Origin of the sequence: Microbacterium sp. 67-17, assembly GCF_001898325.1 — a bacterium.
GTDB lineage: Bacteria > Actinomycetota > Actinomycetes > Actinomycetales > Microbacteriaceae > Microbacterium > Microbacterium schleiferi.
This window is the reverse complement of sequence record NZ_MKTR01000002.1, coordinates 160,420-171,914: the sequence shown is the minus strand read 5'-3', so window position 1 is coordinate 171,914 and position 11,495 is coordinate 160,420. Positions and strand designations below refer to the sequence as shown.

The 11,495-nt window shown below is 66.9% G+C and carries 10 protein-coding genes and 1 pseudogene; 2 read left to right on the top strand and 9 right to left on the bottom strand.

What is annotated here, in order from left to right; all coding sequences use genetic code 11:
* Positions 1-53 precede the first annotated feature (53 nt).
* The 4 genes from BGO47_RS00845 to BGO47_RS00830 are packed head-to-tail and all read right to left on the bottom strand — an operon-like array spanning position 54 to position 2,580.
* The gene (locus tag BGO47_RS00845; protein WP_292707403.1) at positions 54-329 is read right to left on the bottom strand and encodes a hypothetical protein; all 276 of its coding nucleotides are present in this window, start codon (positions 327-329) and stop codon (positions 54-56) included.
* Positions 319-720 carry a phage holin family protein gene (locus BGO47_RS00840; RefSeq protein ID WP_292707401.1) on the bottom strand — a complete coding sequence of 134 codons (402 nt, stop codon included), beginning with the start codon at positions 718-720 and terminating at the stop codon, positions 319-321. Before BGO47_RS00840 ends, BGO47_RS00845 begins: the two co-directional genes overlap by 11 nt.
* Position 721: 1 nt before the next feature.
* The gene (locus BGO47_RS00835) at positions 722-1,108 is read right to left on the bottom strand and encodes a hypothetical protein (protein WP_292707399.1); all 387 of its coding nucleotides are present in this window, start codon (positions 1,106-1,108) and stop codon (positions 722-724) included.
* Complete coding sequence (locus tag BGO47_RS00830) at positions 1,105-2,580, bottom strand: FAD-dependent oxidoreductase (protein ID WP_292707397.1); 1,476 nt, start codon at positions 2,578-2,580, stop codon at positions 1,105-1,107. Before BGO47_RS00830 ends, BGO47_RS00835 begins: the two co-directional genes overlap by 4 nt.
* A gap of 58 nt (positions 2,581-2,638) precedes the next feature.
* On the opposite strand from BGO47_RS00830, the gene BGO47_RS00825 reads away from it, so the two are divergent.
* Together BGO47_RS00825 and BGO47_RS00820 are read left to right on the top strand one after the other, a co-directional pair.
* Positions 2,639-3,205 (top strand): HhH-GPD-type base excision DNA repair protein, encoded by a 567-nt coding sequence (locus tag BGO47_RS00825; protein WP_292707396.1) that lies wholly within the window; start codon positions 2,639-2,641, stop codon positions 3,203-3,205.
* Positions 3,206-3,242: 37 nt separating this feature from the next.
* Complete coding sequence (locus BGO47_RS00820) at positions 3,243-6,071, top strand: NB-ARC domain-containing protein (RefSeq protein ID WP_292707393.1); 2,829 nt, start codon at positions 3,243-3,245, stop codon at positions 6,069-6,071.
* Between the two features lies 1 nt (position 6,072).
* On the opposite strand, the gene BGO47_RS00815 is transcribed toward BGO47_RS00820, so the two are convergent.
* The 5 genes and pseudogenes from BGO47_RS00815 to BGO47_RS00795 all read right to left on the bottom strand — a co-directional run bounded on the left by BGO47_RS00815 (position 6,073) and on the right by BGO47_RS00795 (position 11,449).
* The gene (locus BGO47_RS00815; protein WP_292707391.1) at positions 6,073-6,888 is read right to left on the bottom strand and encodes an ABC transporter permease; all 816 of its coding nucleotides are present in this window, start codon (positions 6,886-6,888) and stop codon (positions 6,073-6,075) included.
* Positions 6,885-7,884 (bottom strand): annotated as a pseudogene (locus BGO47_RS00810) (ATP-binding cassette domain-containing protein). The gene BGO47_RS00815 and the pseudogene BGO47_RS00810 overlap by 4 nt, the downstream one beginning before the upstream one ends.
* Before the next feature lie 160 nt (positions 7,885-8,044).
* Positions 8,045-9,292 (bottom strand): lipase family protein, encoded by a 1,248-nt coding sequence (locus tag BGO47_RS00805; RefSeq protein ID WP_292707387.1) that lies wholly within the window; start codon positions 9,290-9,292, stop codon positions 8,045-8,047.
* A gap of 211 nt (positions 9,293-9,503) precedes the next feature.
* Complete coding sequence (locus tag BGO47_RS00800; protein WP_292707384.1) at positions 9,504-10,889, bottom strand: glycine--tRNA ligase; 1,386 nt, start codon at positions 10,887-10,889, stop codon at positions 9,504-9,506.
* Between the two features lie 113 nt (positions 10,890-11,002).
* Entirely contained in the window at positions 11,003-11,449 is a 447-nt protein-coding gene (locus tag BGO47_RS00795; RefSeq protein WP_292707383.1) for a hypothetical protein, read from the bottom strand.
* Between the last annotated feature and the right edge of the window lie 46 nt (positions 11,450-11,495).

Below are 11,495 nucleotides of genomic sequence, written 5' to 3'. Positions count from 1 at the left end.
GTCGTGTCGCGGGTAGAAGGTCACGAGATGGTCACCTCGTGGTTGCTGCGGGGCTACTTGTTGACGTAGGAGTTGACGCCCCACCACACCAGAGCGCCCACGGCAGCCGCCTTCACAACCGCGATGGTGACGGTTGCCACGGGGTGTTCGCGCGAGAAGCGACGCAGCTTGGCCACGGCACTGTCGGTCGCTTTCGAGACCTGTCGCGGCACGTTCGTCTTGTCTTCAATGGCGGCAAGCGCCGCCTTGAGCTCCGCCCGAGCCTTCTCGACCGGGTCGGTTAGGGACAGGTCTACTGCCGTGCGGGGAACGCCGGTCTCAGAGCTCATCGCGGATCTCCTTGATGTCTTGGGCCACGGCCTGGGCAGGATTACGCCTGCGGGTGAGCTTGCGGAATCTCAGCACGCCGAGCAGCGCGAAAACGATGGTCACGACAAGGAGGGCGGCGAACACGACCAGCGCCGACAGCCATACCGGCCACCACGACGAAAGTCCGGCGATGAGAAAAGTGCCGAAGACGGGCAGCGACCAGAACAAGACGAACAGGGCGATGAGGAAGAGAACCACGCCGATTCCGGCATCCTTGCCCGCCTGGCGAGCCCAGGATTTGGCAGCGTCGACCTCGGCGACGATCAGATTCCGGATCAGCTCCGGAACCTCGCCAAGGAGCGTCAGAAGGGAGTCGTTCGCCCGATCGCGGAATTCTCGAGGCGCCGTCATGTCACTCCTTGCCGGCGGCCTTGGCGATGTCGTCGATCGCCTCATCGGCAGCCTGTTTGACCGCCTCGGCCGACGTGTCGGCGGCACTACTGACGGCATCCACCGATTCCTTGCCCGCCTTCACGGCAGCGTCGAGACGTTCGCCCGCCGTGCCCTTCGAGGTGGCAGCCTTGGTGACCTTGACCGCCGAGTCCCAGAGCGTACTCGGCAGTGCCATAGCGCTGGACTTCGCGAACTCCTTCGCTTTACCCACCTGCTTCTGCACCGGCTCCAGGTTCCAGACCTTCAGCGCCTGGGACTTGATCTGCTCGTATCTCTGCCGACCGGCACGCGACCCGAGCACATAGCCCACGGCGAGTCCGACGACGAGTCCTGCTTTGCCCCTCATGGGGTCTCCTCACGCTTGTCGAGCGGGTGGTCCTCACCCAGCGTAACGCCATCGGCATGTGTCCCCCACAGGAGGTTGACACGGAGCCGCTCAGCCTCCTCGCGCGCGTGCGCGACGACACGCGCGAGCCCCGGGCCCGAGGCCCATGCGCCCACGAGCCCGATACCGCGCACCGCCCGTACGCGCGCGCGCAGCGTCTCGGCGGCCTCATCGCGGCCACGCATGAGCGCGCTCGGCGGCTGCACCCACCGATCCCGGCGGGCCTCGACAATTGCGTCGGCGGGGAGCCCGAGGAGAGCTTCGGCGTCCCGCGCAGCCTTGAGGAAGACATCCTCGTCGCTCAGTTCTGAAGTGGGGGCGGCGGTGTCCAGGTCACCGTAGGTGAGGCGGGCCACGCGCACTCCGGGAACACTATTCGCCCACCGCTGCGTCTCATCCGATGCGACAACGGGTTCAGTCGCGGGGTTCGCGGTGAAAACGGTGGTGTGAGGTTCTGCGGGTGCCGGTGCCGAAGCCACGAGGGTGATCACCTCCTGGACGAGTTCGCGCTCCAGAAGAGCCGGAACCGAGAACGGCACCAGGCGGGCGGCGTCAGCGGCTCCCGTAGCGACGATGACGGCATCCGCTGGCAGATCCTGCGTACCGTCGACTGTCTGCGCTGTCACGGTCCACGAGTCGCCCTGGGCAGTCAGCTGGGATACCCGCGCGGCGGTGACGACAGACACCCCGTAGTCGCCGAGCCGAGCGACCAGAGCGTCGACGAGGCGTGTCAGTCCGCCCGCCAGACCCCGAATGGGCGGCGCCGCGGCCTGATCGCCTGCGACCGCGATCAATTCGCCCGCCGCCGCCGCAAGCGAGCCGGTTCGTGTCAATGCCGAGCCCAGACCCGGTGCGATGAGGCTGACATCGACCGCGTCCGGGGGCAGGCCGTAGCGGCCCCTGGTCAACGGTGCGACGAGCCGGTTGTGGATCTGCGCACCCATGCGACGGCGTACGAGGGCGCCGAGATTGCGTTCCTGCCCGATTGTCAGCGGGGGCCGCAACCGGTCGAGGTACGCCCGCCACGTACCGGCCCAGCCGATGACCTTGCGCACCACGGGATCCCACGGGTTCGCGGGGATGCCGGCAACGTTCTGCGCCGGGTAGGGCAGCACTGCGCCGGAGACGGCGACCCAGACATCCGACGTGGCTGGCTCGATCGCCTCGTCGGCGAGACCCAGTTCCGTCACAAGCGCATCGACGGCACCGTTTCGGGTTGCCCACCCCGTGGCACCGAGATCGACCATGACACCTGCCACCTCGGCGTGTGCGATGGCGCCGCCGAGCCGCTCGGATGCCTCGACCACGGTCACTCGGAGGCCGACCTTCGCGCACTCGAGCGCGGCGACCAGTCCGGCGAGCCCTGCTCCGACAACGACGACATTCTCGGATCGGGCGTGCTCGACCAGCTTCTCGAACGCGGACTCGGCCATTCCTCCATCCTCCCGTATCCGCCCGCGTCAACGGGGTCGCCCGTGGAACACTGGTGCCATGGAGTTGCACATCACCGGCGATGACGCTGCCGACCGCCTGCTGTCGGACGACCCGCTCGCACTGCTGATCGGGATGCTGCTCGATCAGCAGATCGCGATGGAAACTGCCTTCACGGGACCGATGAAGATCAAGGATCGCACCGGAGAGCTGTCTGCCTCCGCCCTGGCCGCCTATGATCCCGAGGCGTTCGTCGAGGTGTTCCGCGAGACTCCGGCGGTGCACCGGTTCCCAGGATCAATGGCGGGCCGAGTTCAGGCGCTGTGCGAGGCGGTCGCTACCGACTGGGATGACGACGCCGCAGCAATCTGGACGAAGGGCGACCCGGACGGCCCGGAGGTCCTGGGGCGCCTGAAGAAGCTGCCCGGGTTCGGCGAGCAGAAGGCGAAGATCTTCCTCGCTCTGCTGGGAAAGCAGTACGGGTTTGCTGGCGACGGGTGGCGCGAAGCCTCTGCTCCGTACGGCGAGGCGGGTTCGTTCCGCAGCGTCGCCGACATCACGAGCCCCGAATCCCTCGCGAAGGTGCGCGAGCACAAGAAGGCGATGAAGGCCGCCGCCAAAGGTTGACCCCCGCGAGAGAAGGCCCGCGCCATAGGGTGTGAGGGTGCAGCTGCGGTTCTTCGGCGGATTTGTCGTCGACACGGATGACGGGCCTGCCGCCGTGCGTGGACGGGGCCAAGAAGCGCTGCTGTTCCGCCTTGCGATCGATGCGGGCACGGTCGTGAGTTACCGCACGCTCGCCGATGATCTGTGGCCCCACGACCCACCGGATGACCCTCGCGCAGCCCTCCAGTCCCTCGCCTCGCGGTTGCGCCGCGAGCTTCCCGACGGCGTTCTCGTTGCCGCACCGGGCGGGTACCGCCTGCACGTCGATCGCCAGGACGTGGACATCACCCGTTTCCAGGACCTCGTGCTGCGCGCCCGACAAGCCCCCGAAACGGAAGCAGCAGCGCTGGCCCGCGATGCGCTTAACCTGTGGGTCGGCGAGCCCTGGACACCCGGCGACGGATTCGAGTGGGTCAGCGCCGACCTGCATGCTGACGTCGCCCACGCCCGCCGCCTCGCTGCCAGATCGGTCGCGGAGAGCACCGAACTGTCAAACCCAGCAACGGTGCCCGCCGCCGCAACACCCCTCGTCGGCCGCACCGACGAACTCGCACTCATCCACGAGCAACTCCAAACCGAGCGTCTCGTGACTCTCATCGGCCCCGGCGGCGCCGGAAAGACAACCCTTGCTCTGGAAACGGCACGCCGGGCGCCCGATGCGATCGTCGTGGCGCTCGCGCCCGTCTCATCCGGGGACCTGTGGAGCGCAGTGTCGGGTGCGGTGGGCCGCACCGTGCGCGTGGCAGAGTCGACGGCTCCCTCGGGAGGAGTCTCTGCACGAGAGCGCGTCTTCGAGGCTCTCTCGGGACGAGCCGCGCTCATGCTGCTCGACAACTGTGAGCACGTTGTCGACGAGGCGGCATCTGTCGCTCATGATCTGCTGCAAGCCCTGCCGAAACTCCGGCTGCTGGCGACGAGCCGCGAGTCGCTGGGCGTCGTCGGTGAGGCATTCGTTCCGATCGGACCGCTCCCCCGCGAGGATGCCGACGAACTGTTCGCCCGTCGCGTGCGGGCAGCGCGCGCGACCGGCGTGAGCGACGAGGAGCGAGCCGTCGCCGTCCGTATCGCCGAACGTCTGGACGGACTCCCGCTCGCGCTGGAACTGGCGGCTGCCAAGGCGCGTACCCTCACGCTGGCCGAGATTGACGCGGGCCTTGCGGATCGCTTCGCCCTCCTGACCGGCGGTCCACGCACGGCAGAATCGCGGCACCGCACCCTCCGCGCGCTGATCGATTGGAGTTGGGAGACCCTCAGCGTCGACGAACGCTGCGCGCTGCAGGCGATGGCAGTCTTCCCGGACGGTATCGGTGTGGCGGATGCCGACGCCGTCGCCGACGCTCTGGGACTTGGCCGAGCGGTCTTCGAAAGCCTCGTCGAGCGCTCGCTCGCGCAGCGCTCGGCGGGACGGTTTCAGATGCTCGAGACGGTACGCGAGTACGGTGCTGAGCGGTTGCGGGAATCTGGGGACGAGGCGCGGATCCGAGAAACTGAGGCTCGCGTGATGGCCGATTGCGCAAACTCTCACGACGGGCTGCTGCGGGGTCCTCGGGTGCGGGAGGCACTCGCATGGTTCGACGGGAACGAAGAGAATCTTGCGGCAGCGTTGCGGAACTGTGCGACCACGAATGATCTGCAGACGGGTCTCGCGCTCACCCGTGGTTGCCTGTGGGTCTGGATGCTTCGCGAGCGCTTCGACGATCTCGTGCCCGCCACGATCCGTCACCGGTCTGTGCCTCTGGACAGCGAGGCAGCCGTCGTCGTTCGAGGCCTTGCGCTCATCGCCGGGCTGATGGTCGGCACCCGCGGAGGCGGCTCGCCGGAGTTCGACGAGGATGCGGCGATGCTCGTGGCTGCAGCAGCCGCCCGGTACCCGGCGTCCGAACTCGCCGCGACTGTCTCCCCCATCCTCACGCGCGCCGCCACGATGTGGCGAGCACGAACGACCACCCAACCCTGGTCGCGAAGCATCCGCCTGCCGGAGGCCTCGGAGTTGGCACCGCTTCCGCGGTGGTCGCAGGGGCTGATCTGTCTCCTTGCCGCCGTGGCAGCACAGAACGACGGCGACCTGGAGGCCGAGGGCGCCGCAAGCTTGCGAGCACTCGAGACGTTCCGCGAGGTGGGAGACGAGTGGGGCACGGCATTTGCCAGTCTCGTGCGGGCCGACTGGTTCACCGCCCACGGTGAGCTGGAGCAGGCATTGACGATCCTCGATGACTGTCGTCATTCGCTGGAAGGGCTCGTTTCCGTCGCCGACCTGGCCCAACAGGGTGGGCAGGCCGTCCTGGTCTTGGTGCGGATGGGTCGGATCGACGAAGCGCGAGAGCGGGTGGAGGTGATGCGTCGCGCAGCAGCAGAGCAGTCCTCCGCCGCGGCTCTACTGCACGTGGGGCTTGCTTCTGCCGCGATCGAGGTCGCGGCGCAGAACCCGGCAGCGGCTCTCGAGAGCATCGCGAGCATCCCGCCGGGCGACGAGATGGCGCCCGCGCAGTTCCGGGCTCTGGTCCAGTTCCTGCGCACCGAGGCCCTGCTTCAGCAGGCTCGGCTCGAGGATGCGCGCGCGACGATCGCGCAGGGCTTCGCCCAGGCGCTCACGACCGCCGATCAGCCCGTGATCGCCTGGGGCGCGCGCACTGCCGCGCTGTGGCTCGAATGCGCAGGGCGCGCGGACGACGCGCGACGAGCACTCGGTCTCAGCATCCGTGTTCGAGGACGTCTGGACACCAGCGACCCAGTAGTGCGGGGACTGCACGAACGCCTCGGCGCCGAGACGGATGCTGATGCTCCGCTCGATGCCGAGGCGCTGTGCGCCCTCCTGGGCTTGGGCTGACTCAGGCCTTTCGCATGTAGGCGCGCACCGTCAACGGGGCGAACACTGCAACGACAATGGCAGCTCCCAGCAGCGCCACCCAGACCTCGGTGCTGACAACGCCCTCATTGATCATCTCGCGCACGGCGGTGACCAGGTGCGACACCGGGTTGATGTTGACGAACCACTGCAACCAGTCCGGCATCGTGTCGGCGGGCACGAAGGCATTGGAGAGGAACGTCAGCGGGAACAGGATCAGGAAAGAGGTACCCTGCACCGACCCGGCGGAGCGGGCGATGACACCGAAGAACGCGAAGATCCAGCTCAGTGCCCACGAGCAGACGATAACGAGCAGTCCCGCCCCGATCACGGCCGCGAGACTCACCGGCCGGAAGCCCATGAGGTACCCCATCGCGAAGGTGAGAGTGGTCGCGATCGCGTAGCGGACGGTGTCGGCCAAGAGCGCTCCGGAGAGCGGGGCGATCCGGGCGATCGGAAGGGAGCGGAACCTGTCGAACACTCCGTTGTCCATGTCTTCGCGCAGCTGCACGCCGGTCACGACAGAGGTCGTGATGACTGTCTGCACCAGGATGCCGGGGATGATGATCGGCAGATAGCTCTGCACGTCGCCGGCGATCGCACCGCCGAAGATGTACGTGAACATGAGGGTGAACAGGATGGGCTGCACGGTGACATCGATGAGCTGCTCGGGCGTCCTGCGGATCTTGAGCAGGCCGCGGCCGGCCATCGTGAGCGTGTTGGCAAGCGTCTGTCGAAGACTCGCGTGATTGATCAGAGGCCTTCCGCCGGCTCCGACCAGTGACGTGGCGGTGGTCATGCGCGGACTCCTTCCACGGTATCGGCGTGTTCGTGTGCGGCGAGGTCGTCATCCGGGATGCCCTTGCCGGTGAGGGTCAGGAACACCTCGTCGAGGGTGGGTTGCTGGACGCTCATCTCGGCAAGGTGAACGCCCTCGTCGCGGAATGCTACGAGGAGGACGGTCACGCGGTCGGGGTCACTCATGGGTACGGTGAGTCGGCCAGCTTCGGGCGAGACGATCGCCTCGATGCCGAGAACCCGGCCAATGATGCTGCGCGCCGTCTCCACAGAGGAACCACTGCGAAGACGCAGCAGCAGCGAGGCCTGACCGACTGACGCCTTGAGTTCTAGCGCCGTGCCTTCTGCCACGACAGTTCCGCGGTCGATGACAGCGATGCGGTCGGCCAGCTGGTCAGCCTCGTCCAGGTACTGCGTCGTCAGCAGCACCGTGGAGCCTGGCGACGAGGCGGCGGATCGTGTCCCACATCTGCCCGCGCGTGCGGGGGTCCAAGCCCGTCGTCGGTTCATCGAGGAAGATGAGCGGCGGCTGAGCGATGAGGGAGGCCGCGAGATCGAGCCGGCGCCGCATCCCGCCCGAGAACTTCGCGAGAGGCCGCGTCGCGGCATCCGTGAGATGAAACTCTTCGAGGAGTTCGCTCGTACGGCGCCGGGCATCAGTTCGAGACAGGCCGAGCAGGCGCGAGAAGATCATGAGGTTCTCGGTGGCCGAGAGCTTCTCGTCCACTGAGGCGAACTGGCCCGTGAGCCCGATGAGCTGACGGACGATCTGGGACTCGCGGACGACGTCGTGACCGAAGACGCGGGCGGTTCCCGCGTCCGGGCGCAGCAGCGTCGCGAGCATGCTGATGGTTGTGGTCTTTCCCGCACCGTTGGGTCCGAGGACGCCGTACACGGTGCCGGCTTCGACGGTGAGGTCGACGCCGTCGACAGCGCGGTTTGTGCCGAACGACTTGACGAGGCCGCGCGCTTCGACGGCGATTCTGGTGTCTGTCATGTGGATGCCTTTCTGTGGCTGCATCCACTCTGGTTTCAGTCCGCTGTCACGCCGCTGTCATGGCAGGAGCCGCACTGTCACGAGAAGCCAAGTGCTGTCACGCGGGCAGCGGTGATCACATGGGTGCGCATGGCGACGCGGATGAGCTCACCCTGGCCCGTCAGAGGCCGTGGTCATCCAGCCAGCCCATGAGAGCTGGGAGCGCGAAATAGGCGATCGTGGCGTGGGTCGCGTCGCGGATCTGGTGAGAATCCACGTCTATGCCGAGCGATCGTTCGTGGGCCACGAACTCGGCGGTGGCCGAGGGGATGACGAGCGTGTCGGAGAGACCCTGTGCAACGAGCAGCGGGGCATCGAACGCCGTACCGCCCGCGGAGTTCTCGGCAAGAAGGTCCTTCCACGGCTGCACAGTGCCCGGATCAGCGGTGGCGAAGCGTCCGACAACGGGCTGAGCGATGTGGTGCAGGGTGTCCATGTCGGCGAGCAGACACAGCGCATTCATCTCGGGCAGGATCTGCTGGGCGTCCGGCGTCAAGATGCTCTCGATGGTGGCCCCTCTGTCTGCGTAGACCTCGGAATACGCAGCGAAAGCGTAGGACCCGATCGTCACGCCGGAGATATCGTCGATGTGGTCACTGAGCAACGTGGTGAGGTCAGCAGCGGGCGCGGCAACGGCAACGCCTTCCACGCTCAGTTCGGGCGCGTACTGCGGTGCTCGCTGCGCCGCGAACAAGACGGCCTGGCCGCCTTGCGAATGCCCCCAGAGAACGACGCGATCCGAGGCCTCAGCGCCAGGAAGCTGCTGGGCGGCACGCACCGCATCCAGAACGGCGTTTCCTCCCGTTGCACCGACGAGATAAGAATCGGGGCCCGCCGTGCCCATGCCCACATAGTCCGTTGCGGCGATCGTGTATCCGCGATCGAGCAGGAGCCGCATCCCCTCGATGAGCTCGTACGGGTCAAGCGCGCGAGAGGGTGCGCACTCCGGCGCCGTTCCCGTCGTCGGATGTCCCCACGCCAGCACAGTGCGTCCGCCTGCGGGGGCGGGGCCAAGCGGTGTGACGATGATCCCCGTTGCGACGACGCTCTGACCGTTCAGATCCGTGGTGCGGTACATGACCCGCCACGCGCGAGCGTCGAAGGGAACACCGAGGAGAGCCTCGCTGCGCACGATCGTGCCGGGATCACCGTCGAGCGCGTCTGCGGGCTGCTGATAAAACGCTGCCAGGTCGTTCTGCTCGGCGATATCTCCTGCGATGCGCAGCGCGGCAACAGCGACCACGACACCGACGACCGCGAGAAGGCCAGCCGCAACTCCGAGGGCGAGGCGGTGGTTGCGAGGGCGTCGCACGACGGTCTCGGACTCCTCGGAGGCGAGGCGCTTGCGCGCGGTACGCTTCGATCGCAATAGCGGCCCTCTTCAATAGGTGATCTCGAGCGCTCAGGATATCCAGAACGGTCGTGCTCGCATAAGCAGCACGGCTTCGACGGCGGCGCTCTCTCCAGCACCAACCTCGAGAAGGTGGATGCCGGCGTGCTGCGCAGCAGCCTGGAGAAGGCGTTCGCGATAGGCGGCGGGAGCGACTACGCGCGAATCACCGTCACGGACTGACCACGGGTCAGGCGCCGACGAGGCGCTCGCCGAGGTAGGCGTCGAGGTTCTCAAGCGGCACACGCTCTTGTTCCATCGTGTCGCGGTCACGCACCGTGACGGCGTCGTCCTCGAGGGAGTCGAAGTCGACGGTGACGCAGAACGGCGTACCGATCTCATCCTGTCGGCGGTAACGGCGACCGATCGCGCCGGCGTCGTCGAAATCCACCGCCCAGTGACCGCGTAGGCGATCGGCGAGGCCGCGAGCCAGGGGCGAGAGTGACTCGTTGCGCGAGAGCGGCAGCACGGCAACCTTGACGGGAGCCAGGCGAGGGTCGAGCTTCAAGACGGTGCGAGTATCGGTGCCACCCTTGGCATTGGGCACCTCCTCTTCACGGTAGGCATCCACCAGGAATGCCATCATGGCGCGGGTCAAACCGAACGAGGGCTCGATGACAAACGGGGTGTACTTCTCACCAGAGGCCTGGTCGAAGTAGGTCAGGCTCTGCCCGGATGCCTCGGCGTGGCTCTTCAGGTCATAGTCGGTCCGGTTGGCGACCCCCATGAGCTCGCCCCACTCCTTACCGGGGAACCCGAAGCGGTACTCGACATCGATCGTGCCGGCCGAATAGTGCGCGCGGTCCTCTTCGGGAACATCGAAGCGCCGCATGTTGTCGGGGTCGATGCCAAGGTCGGTGAACCAGCTCCAGCAGGCTTCGACCCAGTGATCGAACCACTCGGGCGCGTCGGCGGGAGGCGTGAAGTACTCGATCTCCATCTGTTCGAACTCGCGGGTACGGAAGATGAAGTTCCCCGGAGTGATCTCGTTGCGGAAGGCCTTGCCGACCTGACCGATCCCGAACGGCGGCTTCTTGCGGCTCGCGGTTAGCACGTTGGTGAAGTTCACGAAGATGCCCTGCGCGGTTTCGGGGCGAAGGTAGTACAGACCCGACTCGTCGTCGACGACACCCAGATAGGTCTTGACGAGACCGGAGAACGCGCGGGGCTCGGTGTACTGCCCCTTCGTGCCGCAGTTGGGGCACGGCACGTCGGCGAGGCCGTTCTCAGCTGTGCGGCCCTTGCGCGCCTCGAAGTCCTCGATGAGGTTGTCGGCGCGGAACCGCTTGTGGCACTGCAGGCACTCGACAAGCGGGTCGGTGAAGGTTGCGACGTGCCCGGATGCCTCCCAGACGCGCTTGGGCAGGATGATCGAGGAATCCAGGCCCACCATGTCACCACGGCCACGAACGAAGGTCTGCCACCACTGGCGACGGATGTTCTCCTTGAGTTCGGTGCCGAGGGGCCCATAGTCCCAGGCGGAGCGGGAGCCCCCGTAGATCTCGCCGGCTTGGAAGACGAACCCGCGGTGGCGGGCGAGGGCGATCACTTTATCGAGGCGGGACTGCTCGGCCACGGAGGAACTCCTGGGTCGGGGATGCGCTGCGCGCGAGGGTATCGCGGATGCCGCGACATCCGTCGATTCTATCCGCCGAGACCCCGTGGCCGCGTGTCGTACGCGACCCGTTGCTACTGCGTGATCGGCGCGACGACGTAGAGCAGCTGCGCTGTGCCGTCTTCCTGCTCGAGCAGAGTGACGCCGACGGTGTAGTCCGAACCGGTGAACGACCAGATCTTCATCCCGCCGAAGTCGGACTCTGAGTCTGTCGTGTACTGGGACTTCAGCTGCTCGATGATGCCCTCACCGTCGGCGACACTCGGCAGGGTGTAGGTGACCGTGTAGCCACCGTCGACCGCAAGCGCGACCAGCGGCGATCCGGAGGGAAGCGGGATATCGGAGGGGAAGCCCTCCGGCACGCTCGCGCCGTTGCCGGCATCCACATCGACGCCGGTGGCGCCTTCGATGGCGTCCTCGACCGTGTTGTTGATGAGCTGCTCGACCGGGTTCACGCAGCCGGTGAGGGCGATGGCTCCGACGCTCAGCATGAGCGCGGCAGCGACGATTCGGGTCTTCATTGGTTTTTCCTCCCCGGGAGCGCGCGCCGACGCCGAGACCGACGTG